The sequence below is a fragment of the Streptomyces beijiangensis genome (assembly GCF_017315755.1).
Lineage (GTDB): Bacteria > Actinomycetota > Actinomycetes > Streptomycetales > Streptomycetaceae > Streptomyces > Streptomyces beijiangensis.
On record NZ_JAFLRJ010000329.1, the window covers coordinates 1 to 16,207 of the forward strand.

Annotated in this window: 15 protein-coding genes, 1 tRNA gene and 1 pseudogene; 10 read left to right on the forward strand and 7 right to left on the reverse strand. The window is 69.1% G+C overall.

What is annotated here, in order from left to right:
- Positions 1-192, reverse strand: a 192-nt coding sequence (locus J0695_RS44230; protein ID WP_372445838.1) for a S8 family serine peptidase, incomplete at its 3' end; no start/stop codon positions are given.
- Between J0695_RS44230 and J0695_RS29080 the strand changes: the two are divergent.
- A pseudogene (locus J0695_RS29080) lies at positions 193-2,871 on the forward strand (S8 family serine peptidase); the annotation flags it as partial. It abuts the gene before it with no gap.
- A 72-nt stretch (positions 2,872-2,943) separates the two neighbouring features.
- Here the strand turns inward: J0695_RS29080 and J0695_RS29085 are convergent.
- Positions 2,944-4,365, reverse strand: a complete 1,422-nt coding sequence (locus J0695_RS29085) for a GntT/GntP/DsdX family permease (RefSeq protein ID WP_206966964.1) — start codon at positions 4,363-4,365, stop codon at positions 2,944-2,946.
- Positions 4,366-4,375: 10 nt separating this feature from the next.
- Entirely contained in the window at positions 4,376-4,885 is a 510-nt protein-coding gene (locus J0695_RS29090; RefSeq protein WP_206966966.1) for a gluconokinase, read from the reverse strand.
- Between the two features lie 139 nt (positions 4,886-5,024).
- Between J0695_RS29090 and J0695_RS29095 the strand changes: the two genes are divergently transcribed.
- The 4 genes from J0695_RS29095 (at position 5,025) to J0695_RS29110 (ending at position 9,052) form a co-directional block, all read left to right on the forward strand.
- Positions 5,025-5,726, forward strand: a complete 702-nt coding sequence (locus J0695_RS29095; RefSeq protein WP_206966968.1) for a FadR/GntR family transcriptional regulator — start codon at positions 5,025-5,027, stop codon at positions 5,724-5,726.
- A gap of 124 nt (positions 5,727-5,850) precedes the next feature.
- Positions 5,851-7,296 carry an amino acid permease gene (locus J0695_RS29100; RefSeq protein WP_206966969.1) on the forward strand — a complete coding sequence of 482 codons (1,446 nt, stop codon included), beginning with the start codon at positions 5,851-5,853 and terminating at the stop codon, positions 7,294-7,296.
- Positions 7,297-7,337: 41 nt separating this feature from the next.
- Complete coding sequence (locus J0695_RS29105; protein ID WP_206966971.1) at positions 7,338-8,423, forward strand: S-(hydroxymethyl)mycothiol dehydrogenase; 1,086 nt, start codon at positions 7,338-7,340, stop codon at positions 8,421-8,423.
- Positions 8,423-9,052, forward strand: a complete 630-nt coding sequence (locus J0695_RS29110) for an MBL fold metallo-hydrolase (protein ID WP_206966972.1) — start codon at positions 8,423-8,425, stop codon at positions 9,050-9,052. The genes J0695_RS29105 and J0695_RS29110 overlap by 1 nt, the downstream gene beginning before the upstream one ends.
- A gap of 12 nt (positions 9,053-9,064) precedes the next feature.
- On the opposite strand, the gene J0695_RS29115 is transcribed toward J0695_RS29110, so the two are convergent.
- From J0695_RS29115 to J0695_RS29125, 3 genes are read right to left on the reverse strand one after another with little or no spacing between them, the layout of a single operon-like run.
- On the reverse strand, positions 9,065-9,850 hold the full coding sequence (locus J0695_RS29115) for an SAM-dependent methyltransferase (protein ID WP_206966974.1): 786 nt from the start codon (positions 9,848-9,850) through the stop codon (positions 9,065-9,067).
- Between the two features lie 38 nt (positions 9,851-9,888).
- The gene (locus J0695_RS29120; protein WP_206966976.1) at positions 9,889-10,125 is read right to left on the reverse strand and encodes a DUF397 domain-containing protein; all 237 of its coding nucleotides are present in this window, start codon (positions 10,123-10,125) and stop codon (positions 9,889-9,891) included.
- The gene (locus J0695_RS29125; RefSeq protein WP_206966978.1) at positions 10,126-10,986 is read right to left on the reverse strand and encodes a Sco1979 family transcriptional regulator; all 861 of its coding nucleotides are present in this window, start codon (positions 10,984-10,986) and stop codon (positions 10,126-10,128) included.
- A gap of 308 nt (positions 10,987-11,294) precedes the next feature.
- On the opposite strand from J0695_RS29125, the gene J0695_RS29130 reads away from it, so the two are divergent.
- From J0695_RS29130 to J0695_RS29150, 5 genes are all read left to right on the forward strand, one after another.
- Entirely contained in the window at positions 11,295-11,648 is a 354-nt protein-coding gene (locus tag J0695_RS29130) for an ATP-binding protein (protein ID WP_372445837.1), read from the forward strand.
- Positions 11,597-11,989 carry a hypothetical protein gene (locus J0695_RS29135; RefSeq protein ID WP_372445839.1) on the forward strand — a complete coding sequence of 131 codons (393 nt, stop codon included), beginning with the start codon at positions 11,597-11,599 and terminating at the stop codon, positions 11,987-11,989. The genes J0695_RS29130 and J0695_RS29135 overlap by 52 nt, the downstream gene beginning before the upstream one ends.
- A gap of 114 nt (positions 11,990-12,103) precedes the next feature.
- Complete coding sequence (locus tag J0695_RS29140) at positions 12,104-13,288, forward strand: ROK family transcriptional regulator (RefSeq protein WP_206966982.1); 1,185 nt, start codon at positions 12,104-12,106, stop codon at positions 13,286-13,288.
- A 67-nt stretch (positions 13,289-13,355) separates the two neighbouring features.
- Positions 13,356-15,533 (forward strand): ricin-type beta-trefoil lectin domain protein, encoded by a 2,178-nt coding sequence (locus J0695_RS29145; RefSeq protein ID WP_206966984.1) that lies wholly within the window; start codon positions 13,356-13,358, stop codon positions 15,531-15,533.
- 76 nt (positions 15,534-15,609) lie between these two features.
- Positions 15,610-16,026 carry a hypothetical protein gene (locus J0695_RS29150; RefSeq protein ID WP_206966986.1) on the forward strand — a complete coding sequence of 139 codons (417 nt, stop codon included), beginning with the start codon at positions 15,610-15,612 and terminating at the stop codon, positions 16,024-16,026.
- Positions 16,027-16,107: 81 nt separating this feature from the next.
- Here the strand turns inward: J0695_RS29150 and J0695_RS29155 are convergent.
- Positions 16,108-16,195: transfer RNA gene (locus tag J0695_RS29155), tRNA-Leu, on the reverse strand.
- Between the last annotated feature and the right edge of the window lie 12 nt (positions 16,196-16,207).

Sequence of the window (16,207 nt, forward strand, 5' to 3'; positions counted from 1 at the left end):
GTCGGGCTTGAGGGCGTTGTCGCCCAGGCGCGGGCCCTGGCTGGTGAAGTAGGCGGGCTGGTCGGCGGAGTCGACGGCGCCGATGGTGAGCGCGGAGTCGGCGGCGCCGGGCGAGCCGATGGAGGTGGGGGCGCCGACGTTGCCCGCCGCGATGACGAAGAGGGTGCCGGTCTCCTGGGAGAGGGTGTTCACGGCGACGGCACCGACCCGATGGCCGCCGCCGTGAACACCCTCTCCCAGGAGACCGGCACCCTCTTCGTCATCGCGGCGGGCAACGTCGGCGCCCCCACCTCCATCGGCTCGCCCGGCGCCGCCGACTCCGCGCTCACCATCGGCGCCGTCGACTCCGCCGACCAGCCCGCCTACTTCACCAGCCAGGGCCCGCGCCTGGGCGACAACGCCCTCAAGCCCGACCTGTCGGCGCCCGGCGTCGGCATCCTCGCCGCGCGCTCCTCGTACGTCGCCGGCACCGGTTCGTACACGACGATGAGCGGTACGTCGATGGCGACGCCGCACGTCGCCGGTGTCGCGGCGCTGCTCGCCGAGAAGCACCCGGACTGGACGGGCGCGCAGCTCAAGGACGGGCTGATGTCGACGTCGAAGCAACTCGACGACTCCGTCTACACGTTGGGTACGGGCCGGGTCAGCGTGCCCGACGCGATCGACGCGCAGATCACCGCGACCGGCAGCGCCGACCTCGGCTACTACAAGTGGCCGTACGAGGAGAACAAGCCGGTCACCAAGGCCGTCACGTACTCCAACTCCTCCGATGCCCCGGTCGAGTTGAGCCTCGCCGCGCAGGGCGACCCGGACGGCGTCGTCGCCCTCGCCGACACCACGCTCACCGTTCCCGCGCACGGCACCGCCTCCACCACCGTCACCGGCGACGGCGCCAAGGCGGCGGTCGGCAACCTCAGCGGACAGATCCTTGCGACCAGCGGCGGCAAGACCGTCGCGCACACCGCGTTCGGCATGGTCAAGGAGGAGGAGCGGTACACGCTCACCGTCCATGTGAAGGACCGGGACGGCGCGCCGACACCGGCCTACCTCGGGGTGCAGAAGCTCGCCGCGAGCGCAGACGCGTTCCCGGCCGTCGTTGATGACTCCGGCACCCTCCAGCTGCGCCTGCAGCCGGGTAACTACTACGTCGACTCCTTCCTCGATGTGCACGGCAGCCACGGCAAGGACTCTCTGGGCCTCGGCTATCTGGCCAACCCGGAGATCAAGCTCGACCAGGACCGTGAAATCACCCTCGACGGACGGAAGTTGAGGGAGATCAAGGCCGACGTCGGGCGCACCACCCAGACCCGGCAGCTCGTCATGGAGGTCAACCGGACCGCCGGCGGCGCCAACTACACGGGTGCCGTGCAGGTCCCCATCGTGTACGACAGCATCTTCGCCGCGCCCACCCAGAAGGTGACCGACGGCAGTTTCGAGTACCGCACGGTATGGCGTCTGGGCCGGCCGATGCTCCAGGTCGACGGCGTGCGCGAGGCCGTCGTGCAGCCCGGCACCACGCTGATCGAGGGCCGCAACAGGCTCGCGGTCGTCGACGCCGGCAACGGCGCGCCCGCCGACTACACGGGCAAGGACGTGCGCGGCAAGGCCGTCCTCGTACGCCGCTCCGACGCGCTCACCCCGGTCGAGCTCGCCCAGGCGGCCCAGGACGCGGGCGCCAAGGCGCTGTTCGTGACGGACGACGAACCGGGCCGGCTGAACGACTGGTTCGGCACCGACGACTACGCCGACAGGCCGCTGCAGGTCGCCACGGTCGACGCCGCTGGCGGTGCCGCGCTCGCCGCGGACGCCAAGGCGGGCCGCCGCATCGAGACGACCGGCACCCGCAACACACCCTGGGTGTACGACCTCACCGACCAGCACAAGGGCTCCGTGCCGCAGGGCGACCTGACGTACAAGCCGTCGAAGCGCGAACTGGCCGTACTGGACGCCAAGTTCTACGCGGTGAACCCGCAGGACGGCGGCGAGTTCCGCTACTCCATCACCGACACCTTCCCCATCGGCCTCGGCTTCCTGGAGAAGATCAACTACCCGGCCGAGCGCACCGACTACGTCTCCACGGGAGCCGGCCAGACCTGGCACGAGTCCGTGCAGACCGGGCCGACCGTCCTGGAGGAGCGCAGCGGCCTCGTCGCGTACCAGGGCGGCTCGCACAAGGAACTCGACTGGTTCAAGCCGGTCTGGCACCCGTGGCTGGGCACCGGGCTCGGCTGGGGGCAGCAGCGCGCGGGCAACGACCTGAGTTTCAACACCCCCGGCTGGGGCGACTCGGGTCCTGACCACACCGGCTTCGGCGACGTGTGGAGCGACGACTCGATGACACAGTTCACCGATGTGTACGTCGACGGGGTGCAGGTCGATCACGCGACCAGCTCCGGCGCCTATGCGTGGGACGCCGATCCGGCCGAGCACACGTACAAGGTCACCACCGACACGACGCTCGACGCCAAGCGGTGGAAGCTGTCGACGAAGGGCCACGCCGAGTGGACCTTCAAGTCGGCCCAGACGCCTGCCGACCGGTACACCTTCCTGCCGCTGATCAACCTCGGCTTCGACGTCGACACCGACCTCACGGGCAATGTGCGGGCCGGTTCGCGGATCCCGGTCGGGATCTACGCCGAGTACGTGAAGGGCGCGGTCGGCACCGGCACGCTCGGCGGCGGCAAGCTGGAAGTGTCGTACGACGACGGCGCCACCTGGACGTCCGTGGCGCTCTCGGGCCACGGCGCTTCCTGGAAGGGCAGCCTGAAGGTCCCGAACGGCGCGAAGTTCGTGTCGCTGAGGGCGTCCGCGAAGGACAACAAGGGCGGGTCCGTCGCCCAGGAGATCACCCGGGCGGTGGGGGTGAAGTAACACGTGAAGTAACACGAAACGGCGCCGCCTCCCCCGCAGGACCGGGGGAGGCGGCGCCATTTCGTGCTGTGGCTAGATGACCAGTGAGAGCAGCAGGACGAAGACGAGCGCGACCACCGAGATGATCGTCTCCATCACCGACCAGGTCTTCAGCGTCTGGCCGACGTCCATCCCGAAGTACTCCTTCACCAGCCAGAATCCGGCGTCGTTCACATGGCTGAAGAAGAGTGAGCCCGCACCGATCGCGAGGACGAGCAGAGCCGTGTGCGGGGTGGACATGTCGGCGGCGAGCGGCGCCACGAGACCGGCGGCGGAGACGGTCGCCACGGTCGCGGAACCCGTCGCCAGCCGGATCACCACGGCGATCAGCCACGCGAGCAGCAGCGCCGGAATCGACCAGTTCTTGGAGATGTCCATGACCATCTGACCCACGCCGCAGTCGATCAGCGTCTGCTTGAAGCCGCCGCCCGCGCCGACGATCAGCAGCACACCGGCGATAGGTGCGAGGGACTTCTCGACGGTCGTCGACAGCCGGTCCTTGGTGAACCCGGCGGCACGCCCCAGCGTGAACATTCCGACGATCACCGCGGCAAGGAGTGCGATCAGCGGGGAGCCGATGACGTCGAAGACGCGCTGGATCATGTGCGTCGGGTCGTCCACGACGATGTCGACGAGCGCCTTGGCCAGCATCAGGACGACGGGCAGCAGCACGGTCGCGATGGTGGCGCGGAAGCTCGGCCGGGTCTCCAGGTCCTCCGAGGGGCGGGTCGCCCCCTCGGGAGTGTTCAGCATCCGCTCAGGCGCCTTGATGTCGACCCAGCGGGCGGCCACCTTCGAGAACAGCGGGCCGGCGATGATCACGGTCGGGATGGCGACCAGCACGCCGAGGGCGAGGGTGATCCCGAGGTTCGCGCCGACCGCGTCGATCGCGACGAGCGGACCGGGGTGCGGCGGGATCAGTCCGTGCATCACGGACAGTCCGGCCAGGGCCGGGATGCCGATGCGCATCAGCGAGTAGTTGCCGCGCTTGGCGACCAGGAGCACCACCGGGATCAGCAGCACGATGCCGACCTCGAAGAAGAGCGGCAGCCCGATGATCGAGGCGATGACCACCATCGCCCATGGCATCAGCTTCCCGCCGGACTTCCCGGCCTTCGCCAGGATCGTGTCGACGATCTGGTCGGCGCCGCCGGAGTCGGCGAGCAGCTTGCCGAGGATCGCGCCGAGTGCGATCAGGACGCCGACCCCCGCGACGGTCGATCCGAGTCCGGCGGTGAAGCTCAGGATCACCTTGTCGAGCGGGGCGCCCGCGAGCGCGCCGAGTGCCAGGGACCCGATGGTCAGGGCGAGGAACGCGTGGAGCTTGAACTTCGTGATGAGCAGGACGATGACGGCGATGCCCGCGAGGACCGCGATCCCGAGGTGGGCGTTGCCCGCCGAGGTGATCGGCGCGACGGCGTCCGCTGCCAGGGTCTCGACGCTGAGACTGGACACGGTGGATTCCTTACTTCTCGTACCGGCGCAGTGCTGCGACGGCCCGCTCGGTGATGTCGTGGGGGGTTCCGGCGATGTCGACGGCGACGCCCGCCTCGTCGGCGCCCAGCGGCTGCAGGGTGGCGAACTGCGAGTCGAGGAGCGCGGTGGGCATGAAGTGGCCCTTGCGCTCCGACATCCGCTGTTCGATCAGCGCGCGGTCGCCGGTGAGGTGGAGGAAGAGGACGCCGGGCGCCTCGGCGCGGAGCCGGTCGCGGTAGACGCGCTTGAGCGCGGAGCTGGAGACCACCCCGCCGAGCCCTTCGCGGCCGTGCGCCCACTGACCGATGGCGTCGAGCCAGGGCCAGCGGTCGTCGTCGTCCAGCGGGGTCCCTGCCGACATCTTGGCGATGTTCGCCGGAGGGTGGAAATCGTCGCCCTCGGCGTACGGGACGCCCAGTCCGGCGGCGAGCAGGGGACCGATCGTGGTCTTGCCGGTCCCTGCCACGCCCATCAGGACGACGACTCGGGGGGTGCTCATGGGGTGGTGCCTCGCTGTCTTCATCGACATCGGTCCTTTGCCAGTCGCTACTGAAACCCATTAGGTACGACGTATTCAAGAGTCTGTGACTTAAAAGTCATACGTATTGGCTACGGGGGTCGCCCCGTACCCTGAACCCATGACCACTCAGGGCCGGGGGCTGCACGCCCATGTGCTGGAGAATCTCGGCCCCGCGATCGCTGCGGGCGAGTACCCACCAGGCAGCGTGCTGCGCACCGACGAGCTCGCGCAGCGCTTCGAGGTCTCGCGCACGGTCATCCGTGAGGCGGTCCGGGTCCTGGAGTCCATGCACCTGGTGGAGTCCAGGCGCCGGGTCGGCGTGACCGTACGGCCGACCGAGCAGTGGAACGTGTACGACCCGCAGGTCATCCGGTGGCGCCTGGCCGGCACCGACCGCCCCCACCAGCTCCGCTCCCTGACCGTGCTGCGCTCGGCGGTCGAACCGGTCGCCGCGGGCCTCGCCGCCAGGTACGCCACCGCCGAACAGTGCGCCGCCCTCACCGAGCAGGCGCTCGGCATGGTCGCTTCCTCGCGCGGCCAGCAGCTGGAGGCGTACCTCGTCCACGACGTCGCCTTCCACCGCATCGTGCTGCAGGCATCGGGCAACGAGATGTTCGCGCGGCTCGGCGATGTGGTCGCCGAGGTTCTTTCCGGTCGCACCCATCACCAGGTGATGTTCGAGGACCCCGACCCGGCCGCCGTGACCTTGCATGTGCAGGTGGCGGAGGCTGTACGGGAAGGCAATGCGATCCGTGCCGAGGAACTCACCCGTGAGATCGCGGTCGGCGCTCTCAAGGAGCTCGACGTCCTCGCACCGTGATCTGTGCCGTCGCAAACCTTATGTGACAAAGAATTCAATCGAATCCCCTGCGGTATTCGTGCCGCGTACGCCCCTCTACGCTGTCGCCTTGATCGTGACCCCCCACGTAAGGCAACGCACCCGCATGAGTGACCTCACCACCGCTCCGGCCAAGACGACCTCCCCACACGTCGACGCCGGGGACGAGGGGTACAGCAAGGACCTCAAGTCCCGCCACATCAACATGATCGCGATCGGCGGTGCGATAGGCACCGGCCTCTTCCTCGGCGCCGGCGGCCGGATGGCCGGTGCGGGACCCTCCCTCGCGATCGCCTACGCGGTCTGCGGAGTCTTCGCCTTCTTCGTCGTACGGGCGCTCGGCGAGCTCGTCCTCTACCGCCCCTCCTCCGGCGCCTTCGTCTCCTACGCCCGGGAGTTCATGGGTGAGAAGGGCGCCTACAGTGCGGGCTGGCTCTACTTCCTCAACTGGTCCACCACCGCGGTCGCCGACATCACGGCCGCCGCGACGTACGCCCACTTCTGGTCGATGTTCAGCTCGGTCCCGCAGTGGGTCTGCGCCCTCGTCGCCCTCGCCGTCGTCCTCACCGCCAACCTGATCTCGGTGAAGTACTTCGGCGAGATGGAGTTCTGGTTCTCGATCATCAAGGTCGCGGCCCTGGTCGCCTTCATGTGCGTCGGCATCTACCTGATCGTCACCCAGCACGCGGTCGACGGCCACACCCCCGGCTTCGCCTCGATCAGCGACCACGGCGGGCTCTTCCCCAGCGGTGTGATGCCGATGCTCCTCGTCATCCAGGGCGTCGTCTTCGCGTACGCCTCGGTGGAACTGTGCGGCGTCGCCGCGGGCGAGACCGAACACCCCGAGAAGATCATGCCCAAGGCGATCAACTCGATCATGTGGCGCGTCGGTATCTTCTACGTCGGCTCGGTGGTCCTCCTCGCGCTGCTGCTCCCGTACACCTCGTACTCCGACGGCCAGAGCCCCTTCGTCACCGTCCTCGCCAAGCTCGGCGTCCCCGGCGCGGCCGGCGTGATGAACCTGGTGGTCCTCACCGCGGCGCTCTCCAGCCTCAACTCCGGCCTGTACTCCACCGGCCGCATCCTGCGCTCGATGTCCCTGTCGGGTTCCGCGCCCCGCTTCACCGGCCTGATGAACAAGGGTCAGGTGCCGTACGGCGGCATCCTGCTGACGGCGGGCTTCGGCGTCCTGGGCGTCGTACTGAACTACATCGTCCCCGGCAAGGCCTTCGAGATCGTCCTCAACTTCGCCTCGATCGGCATCCTCGGCACCTGGGGCATGATCATGCTCTGCTCGCTGCTGTTCTGGCGCCGCGCGCAGGACGGCCGGGTCACCCGCCCCGGATACCGGCTGCCGTGGGCCCCGTACACCCAGATCGTCACGCTCGTCTTCCTCGCCTGCGTCGTCTTCCTGATGTGGTGGGGCGGCGGCGTGGGCCGCACCACCGTGTACTGCCTGCCGTTGATCGCGGCCGCCCTGGTCGGCGGCTGGTTCCTGGTACGCGGCAGGGTCCGGGAGGTCGCCGTCGAGCGCCAGAGCCTGGGAGAATAGGGCCGACGTACCACCCGGTCGCACGGAAGGCTGCAGACGGCATGGCACAGCAGGTCCAAGGGGTCATTGCCCCCGGCAAGAACGAGCCCGTCCGCGTGGAGACGATCATCGTCCCCGACCCGGGTCCCGGCGAAGCCGTAGTGAAGATCCAGGCCTGCGGGGTCTGTCACACCGACCTCCACTACAAGCAGGGTGGGATCAACGACGAGTTCCCCTTCCTCCTCGGCCACGAGGCGTCGGGCATCGTCGAGTCGGTGGGGGAGGGCGTCACCGACGTCGCCCCCGGCGACTTCGTGATCCTCAACTGGCGTGCGGTGTGCGGCCAGTGCCGTGCCTGTCTGCGCGGGCGACCGCAGTACTGCTTCGACACCCACAACGCGAAGCAGCGGATGACGCTGCTCGACGGGACCGAGCTCTCCCCGGCGCTCGGCATCGGCGCCTTCGCCGAGAAGACCCTGGTCGCCGCGGGCCAGTGCACCAAGGTCGACCCGTCCGTCTCCCCGGCCGTCGCGGGCCTCCTCGGCTGCGGCGTCATGGCGGGCATCGGCGCCGCGATCAACACCGGACAGGTCGGCCGCGGCGACACGGTCGCGGTCATCGGCTGTGGCGGCGTCGGTGACGCGGCCGTGGTCGGCGCGCGGCTCGCGGGCGCGGCGAAGATCATCGCGGTCGACATCGACGACCGCAAGCTGCAGACCGCGAAGACGATGGGCGCCACGCACACCGTCAACTCCCGCACCTCGGACCCCGTCGAGGCGATCCGCGAGCTGACCGGCGGCTTCGGCGCCGATGTCGTCATCGAAGCGGTGGGCCGCCCCGAGACGTACAAGCAGGCCTTCTACGCACGCGATCTGGCCGGGACCGTCGTCCTGGTCGGCGTCCCGACGCCCGAGATGCAGCTGGAACTCCCGCTCATCGACGTCTTCGGGCGCGGCGGCGCGCTCAAGTCCTCCTGGTACGGGGACTGCCTGCCGTCCCGCGACTTCCCGATGCTCATCGACCTGCACCAGCAGGGCCGTATCGACCTCGGCGCGTTCGTCACCGAGACGATCGAACTGGGCGACGTGGAGAAGGCCTTCGAGCGGATGCACGAAGGCGAAGTCCTGCGCTCGGTGGTGGTCTTCTGATGACGGCGCGCATCGACCACCTGGTCACCTCCGGGACTTTCTCGCTCGACGGCGGGACCTGGGACGTGGACAACAACGTCTGGATCGTCGGCGACGACACGGAAGCCGTCGTCATCGACGCCGCGCACGACGCGGAGGCGATCCTGGCCGCGCTCGGCGGCCGTACGCTGCGCGCGATCGTCTGCACGCACGGGCACAACGACCACATCGACGCGGCCCCGGCCCTCGCGGACGCCACGGGAGCCCCGGTCCTGCTCCACGCGGACGACCTCGAACTGTGGAAGCAGACCCACCCGGACCGCGCCCCGGACGGCGAACTGACCGACGGACAGCGGCTGTCCGTGGCCGGTACGGAGCTGCGGGTCGTCCACACCCCCGGCCATGCGCCGGGGGCGGTCTGCCTGTACGCACCGGAGCTCGCCACCGTCTTCACCGGTGACACCCTTTTCCAGGGCGGCCCGGGCGCGACAGGCCGCTCGTACTCCCACTTCCCGACGATCATCGACTCGATCAGGGACAGGCTGCTGACCCTGCCGCCGGAGACAGCGGTCCGTACCGGCCACGGCGATCCGACCACCATCGGCGCGGAGGCCCCGCACCTGGAGGAATGGATCGGCCGCGGCCACTGACCTCTCTGCCGCTCAGCCCTTGCGGGCGACGCCCACCCATCCAGGGATCGGGGCGTCGCCCGTCGTCGGTACGGGCTCACCCAGCTCGGGCCGCCACTCGGCGGCCAGCGCGACACCAGGCTCGATGAGCTCAAGGCCGTCGAAGAACGCCACGACCTCGTCGCGCGAACGCGGCCGAAGTGTCAGCCCGCGCTCGCGGTACATCGCGACCCCCTTCGCGGCGCCCTCGGGGTCGAAGTCGCCGGTGACATGGGACACGACCAGGAAGCTCCCGGTGGGCATCCGCTCCATCAGATAGTCGACCAGCGCGTGCGCGTCGTCGTCCTCGATGAAGTGCAGCAGCGCCACGAGCGAGAGGGCGATCGGCTGGTCGAGGTCCAGGATCTTCCCGGCCCGCTCCAGAATGGTCGCCGGCTCCCGCGCGTCAGCCTGTACGTACTCGGTGACGCCCTCCGGCGAGGACCGCAGCAGCGCCTCGGCGTGCGCAAGGACGATCGGGTCGTTGTCGCAGTACACGATCCGTGCGTCAGGGGCGGCCTGCTGCGCGATCTGGTGCAGATTGGGCTCGGTCGGTATGCCGGTGCCGATGTCGAGGAACTGCCGTACCCCGCTCCCGGCGAGCCTGCGCGTCGCCCGGTGCATGAAGGCCCGGTTGGTCCTGGCCATCTCGGGGCCCCGGGAGTCCAGCTTGAGGAGCTGTTCGGCCATGGCCTGGTCGACCGGATAGTTGTCCTTGCCGCCGAGGAACCAGTCGTACACCCGGGCCGGGTGCGGTTTGCTGGTGTCGATCTCCGTCATCAAGTACTCCAGACGTCACGTCGGTTGACAAGGCCGGGCTAGTAGAGAAGAAAGTCGGCGTGGCCGGCCTTCGCGCCCCGGATGAAGGCGCTGAGCTCGCCATGGGTGTAGATGAGCGCGGGGCCGTCGGGATCGGCGGACTGGCGCAGGGCGATCCTGCCGTCGGCCAGTTTCATGGCCTCCACGCAGTTGCCCCCGTTGCCGCCGCTCCAAGGCTTGTGCCAGCCCTCGGTGCCCAGCTCCGCGGCGGGCATGCCGTTGTATATGCGATCCATTTACAGCTCCTTGCGGAGTTCCCTCAGGAGCTCCTTCGTGCGTTGTGCAGTCGCCGCCTGGGCCGCCATGCGGTCCATCACTTCGAGGTGGGCGGCCACCTCGGGCCGGGCGTCGAGATAGACGGACCCGGTCAGGTACTCGCTGTAGACCATGTCCGGCAGCTCGGGAACCGCGAACCGGAAGAGCACGAAGGGTCCGTACGTCCCCGGGTGGTGCCCGGTCGAGAACTCCGCGATCTGCAGGGTGACATGAGGCAGTTCGGCGGCCTCCAGGAGCCGGTCGATCTGCGCCCGCATCACGTCCGGCGTGCCCACGGGGCGGCGAAAAACCGTTTCGTCCATGACGGCCCACAGCTTCGGGGCGTCGTCCCTGGCGAGCAGGGACTGCCGCTCCATCCGCAGGGCCACATGCCGTTCGATGTCCCCGGGGTTGGTCTGCCCGACGGCGCCGCCGCGCAGCACATGGAGTGCGTACGCCTCGGTCTGGAGCAGGCCGGGCACGAAGTGCGGTTCGTACGTCCTGATCAGGCTCGCGGCGCCCTCCAGGCTGACGTACATGGAGAACCAGTCGGGCAGGATCCCGTGGAAACTCTGCCACCAGCCCGGCTTGTTGGCCTCCTCGGCCAGCTCCACGAAGGCGTCCGACTCCTCCTCCGTGATGCCGTACGCCTTCAGGAGCAACTGCACGTAGGGGATCTTCAGCCCGACCTCTGCCGCCTCCATGCGGCGGATGGTGGCAGGGGTGACCCGCAGAATCCTGCCGGCCTGTTCGCGGCTGAGGCCCGCTCGCTCACGCAGATCCAGCAAGCGCTTTCCGAGTACGACCTGTCCGACGGTGGGTGCGGACCGCGGTTCACTCAACTCAGGACCTCCGCGTGGGCAGTTGGAAGCAGTGTGCCATGCCGACCCGATCATGGTCACGCCACTCTGCACATTTCAGAGTGCCCCTTGCCAAGGTGTCGGTGACGGGTGGACAGTAGATCACTGAACCAGTTCACGCGGCTGCCGCGCACCCCCGGGGGGAGGTGTGAGTCCGGCGCTGCCTCCCCGTGGTGAGGATTTCGGTCGTGGTCTCTGGCAGTGCGCTAGTCCCCCTGCTCCTGACGGAGCGCCGGTACGGATTCGATTTACCGGCACGCCCTGAATCAGTGGGCCTGGCACGTCGGCTGATGAGACGTCAGCTCGCCGGATGGGATCTCTCCGACGACGTCATCGACACGGCGGCACTCGTCCTGTCCGAGCTGTTCACCAATGCGGTGGTGCACGCATACGGCGACCGTGTGCTCGGCACGGCTTCACTCGGGGGGACAACTCCCGGGCCCCTGGCCGGTGATGGTTTCGGCACGCTCCATATCTCCGTCCAGGACCGGGGCAGGACGCCCGACGGTCCTCAGCTCTGCCGCTCGCCCCGGGGCGAACACGGCCGGGGGCTCCTGCTGGTCGACGCCGTCAGCACCGCCTGGGGAGTCGAATCCGCGGACCATGTCCTGGGCCGTACCGTCTGGGCGGAGCTGCCGTGCTGAGAGCTGTGCTCTCCCGCGATCCGGCCCTCTGGACCCCCCTCGGCTGTGACGCGGTAGGGGTTCCCGAACACCACGGTCTGCGCCTGATGGCCCGGCTGCGCCGCCCGGGGTGCGTCTACGCCGACACCGAGACCGGCTGGTGGTGGTGGGTCGTCCCCGCGGGCTCCGACCGCGACCTCCGCTGGCCCGAACTCTCCCACTATGCTCCGGGCGCCCATCTGCCCGTGGGGGGCCGGCCCCGCCTGATCCACTGGCCTGACGCGGAAGTTCCGTACACCCCGCCCATCCCTCTCTATCTGATGATCTGCCAGCTGGCAGGCGTCATGCCCTCCTGGGCCTGACGGGCCCCACCAGGGCCGATCCAGCCACCCCTTGACAGGTACGCGACGGAGGCTGAATATCTGAGGCGTCTTAAGTAAAGACGTCTTAGAAACCCGAGGGAGCGTTGTCGTCCCGTGGCCGAGCCCTCGACACCCGCCGTGCAGCCCGTCCCCCCGCAACGGGGGCTCTTCCAGGTCTCGTCGGCCCGGCGCAGCCCGCCGGAGCGGACCAAGGCCCGCACCCAGGACAGCCGGGTGCACAACCGCTCGCTCGTCCTGGCGACGCTCTACCACCAGGGCCCGATGAGCCGCTCCGAGCTCGCACGGGACTCGGGCCTCACCGCCCCGACGATCTCCGCACTGGTCGCCGAGCTGGAGAGCGACGGCCTTGTCACCGACATCGGGCCCCGCAAGGGCAGCCGGCCGGGCAAACCCGCGAACCTCGTACGGATCGAGGACGCGGTCAACCTCGTCGTACTCGACCTGTCCCACAGCGACCGGTTCACCGGAGCGGTCCTCGATCTGCGCGGAGAGGTCGTCGGGCGGGCCGAGATCCCTCTCGGCGGCGCCCTGGGCGCCGCGGCCACCGAACTGGTGCTCCGCCTCGCCGCCGAACTGCTCGCCCTCGCACCCCGGCAGGTGCTGGGGATCGGGGTCGGCTCGCCCGGCATCATCGACGACACGGGGACCGTCCGGCACGCCGCTCACCTCGAATGGTCACAACTGCCCCTGGCGGAGCGGCTCACCGAACGCTTCGGGATCCCGGCGTACGTCGGCAACGACATCAACGTCGCCGCCCTGGCCGTGCTCCACTTCCGCAGCACACAGGCGCAGAACCTCATGGTCGTCGCGATCGAGCACGGGGTCGGCGCCGGTCTGGTCGTCGGCGGCGAACTGGTCGAGGGCGAGCAGTTCGCCGCAGGGGAGATCGGCCACATCACCGTCGACGAGGACGGCGAACCGTGCGTGTGCGGTCGGCGCGGCTGCCTGGACCTGCTCATCGACGCTGCGCATCTGCGGGCCCGGCTCGCGCGGACGGCCGAGGCCGGACGCCCCGCGGTCCGTACGGCGGCAGGCCGGGCCCTGGGCGCGGTGCTCGCCCCGATCCTCAGCGCCCTCAATCTCAACGAAGTCGTCCTCACCGGCCCCGCCGAGCTCGTCGAAGGCGAGTTCCTCAAGGCGGTGACCGCCACGGCACGGGCCCGCACCCTGCCGCCCATCAGCGCCTCGCTGACGATCCGCTCGCTGGCCGGCGACGCCGATCTGATCCTGCTCGGCGGAGCCTGCCTGGTGCTCTCCGCGGAGCTCGGCGTCCTCTGAGGACGCCGTCGGCCACACCCCCGCACAGTTCCGTGTTCCCCACGCGTCTCGGCATCGGAGGATCTCGATGAAACACAGAACGACACCCTGGCTGCGCGCCGTCCTCGCGGCGGTCCTGGCCTGCACGGTCATGCTGATAGCGGGGGCAGGGGCCCCCGCCGCGGGCGCGGCCGTCCCCGCCGTCTCCGAGTCGGCAGCAGGCGCGCCCGGTACGGTCACGATCGGCGGCAAGTGCCTCGACGACGCCGACTTCGGCACCGCCAACGGCACCGTCATCCAGGTGTTCACCTGCAACGGCGCATCGGCGCAGGCGTGGACCTGGGGGACCGACGGCAGTGTCACGGTCTACGGGAAGTGCCTCGACGTCACCGGCGCCTCCAACGCCAACGGGGCGCTGGTCCAGCTCTACAGCTGTGTGTCCGGAGTTCCGCAGCAGAAGTTCAAGTACCTTCCCGACGGCACGATATACAGCGTCAAGTCGGGCAAGTGCCTTGCTGTCCAGGGCGGTTCGGTCGTCAACAGCGCCCGCATCGGACTCGCCCCGTGCGACCCCGCGCAGCCGACGCAGAAATGGGGCGCCACCACGGCCCCGGCGGCGAAGTACAGCCTCTCTTCGGGCAAGGCCGTCTCGTACGCACGCCCCGACGACACCCCCGCCTCCGTCTACAACGACAAGGACGGCACGTTCTACTACACACAGGCGCACGCCCTCTACGGCGCCGACGAGACACGCAAGTGGAGCTTCTACACCGGAGCGAACTTCGACTCCACCGCACTGTCGCCCATCTCCGGCGCCGTGAACCCGGCCAACCCCGACGACCGTAACGACGACACCACCTGGCGCTGCAACAACAGCCCGACGGGCCTGGAGAGCACCGCTGCCGCAGGCTCCGGCTACTCGCAGCGCAACTACTGCGACCTGAGCGGCGTCTGGGTCGACCCGGACTCGGGCAACTGGTACGGCCTCGTCCACAACGAGTTCACCCCGCAGCCCTTCGGCGACGGCATGCACTACGACTCGATCGACTTCGCCGTCTCCACGAACCAGGGCAAGACCTGGAACATCCAGGACCACGCCATCACCTCGCCGTTCTCCACGGCCCGCAACGACACCGCCCAGTTCCCCGGCTCGACCTACTACTACGGCGACGGCGACCAGCGCCTCTTCGTCGACAACGCTTCGGGCTACTTCTACGTCTTCTACGCATCCCGGGTCCTGAACAAGTCCGGCGGCGGCGCGGTCTGGCTCCAGCACGTGGCCCGCGCGCCCATCGCCCAGAAGATGGCCCGCTCGTCGTGGAAGAAGTGGTACGACGGCGCCTGGCAGACCCCGGGCGTCGGCGGGGCCGAGAGCGACATCATCCCCTCCGAGGGACTCGGCTCCGGCTACATCGCCCCCGCTGACGACTACAGGCCGGGCGCCACGGGCAAGGCCCAGGACCAGGTGAGCAGCGGCACCCTGCCCGACCACTCGCAGCTCACCGTCATGAACATCGCCTGGAACGCCTACCTCGGCAAGTACATCGGGACGCCGCAGAACAACATCGCGCAGAACACCGACACCAAGACACCGCTGCACTTCTACGCGACGGACGATCTGGCCACCCAGAAGTGGGAGGACATGGGCAGCGTCGCCGACCAGCCCAATGCTGCCTGGTACCGCTGGTTCCTGGACACCGGAAACCTGACCAGCTCGACGGTCCTCGGCAAGACGTTCCGCTCGTACTGCTCCTTCTACTGCTCCACCTACAGCGGTGAGTACGCGGACATCACGATCGCCCCGAAGTCCGCGTCCGCACTCCCCGTGGCGCCGGTCAACGGCACGTCCTCGTACCAACTCAAGTCCGCGGACGGCACGGCGCTGGCCCAGAAGTGGAAGTTCACCGCCACCGGCGACGGCTTCTTCACCGTCTCGGACCCGCGGACGGGCAAGGCCCTGGGCGTGGCAGGCGGCAACACGGGGCGGGCCTGGGGCGCGGCAGTCACCCCCGGCACCCTGGGGACGACTCCTTCGGCCGGCCGGCAGTGGTCCTTCCAGCCGGTCGTACGGACGCCGGGCACGAGCGGCGCCTCGACGGCCACCGGGACGTACCGCCTGATCAACCGCTACAGCGGGCTCGCCCTGAGCATCGGCGGCTCGGGTGCTGCGGTGACCTCGCCGCAGCGGGGATGGGACAACACCGGGAGCATCCCGGGCGGCGACACGAGCTCGGCGGCAGCCCAGCTGCTGACCTTCACGTCCTGACGCGAAGGGCTGGTCAGGAGCGATCCTGACCAGCCTCGGGCCGGTGCTGGACCGCTCCTGTGCTTGACTGCCGATCATGAGCTTCGCCGAGCTGTCGAGCACCGAGGCCGCACTCGCCGCCATCCGTACGACAGCCGTGGAGTCCGGTCGTACGGTCACCGAACCGGTGGGCCGGCCCCCGCACGACGTGCGCGTCGAGATCACCGGATCACCACGGGTGGCGGTCACCTTGTACACGGGCGGGGACACGGCGGTGACCGTGGAGACGGTGGAATTCCGGGATCTGGAGCGCGACGAGGTGGTGCCGTTCCTGCGCTCAGTGTACGGCGGGACGGCGTTCGTGCACGCGGTGACCAAGTGGCATCAGTTCCTGCTGCCCTTCACCGCGGCAGGCTACTGGCTGGTGGTGCCGCTTCCGGGGGACCGTACGTACAAGGAACTGGTGCCCCGGATGGTGCTGACCCCGTGGCTCGCGTCGCGCCGCAGGCCGTGACGGGTCGGCGGTGGAGCCAAACAAAAAGTGCCGGCTGAGAATAATCTCAACCAGCACTCCGGCAACCCGTGGGTTGTCGCTTGGTGTCCGAGGGGGGACTTGAACCCCCACGCCCGATAAAGGGCACTAGCACCTCAAGCTAGCGCGTCTGCCATTCCGCCACCCGGACAAGGTGTCTGTC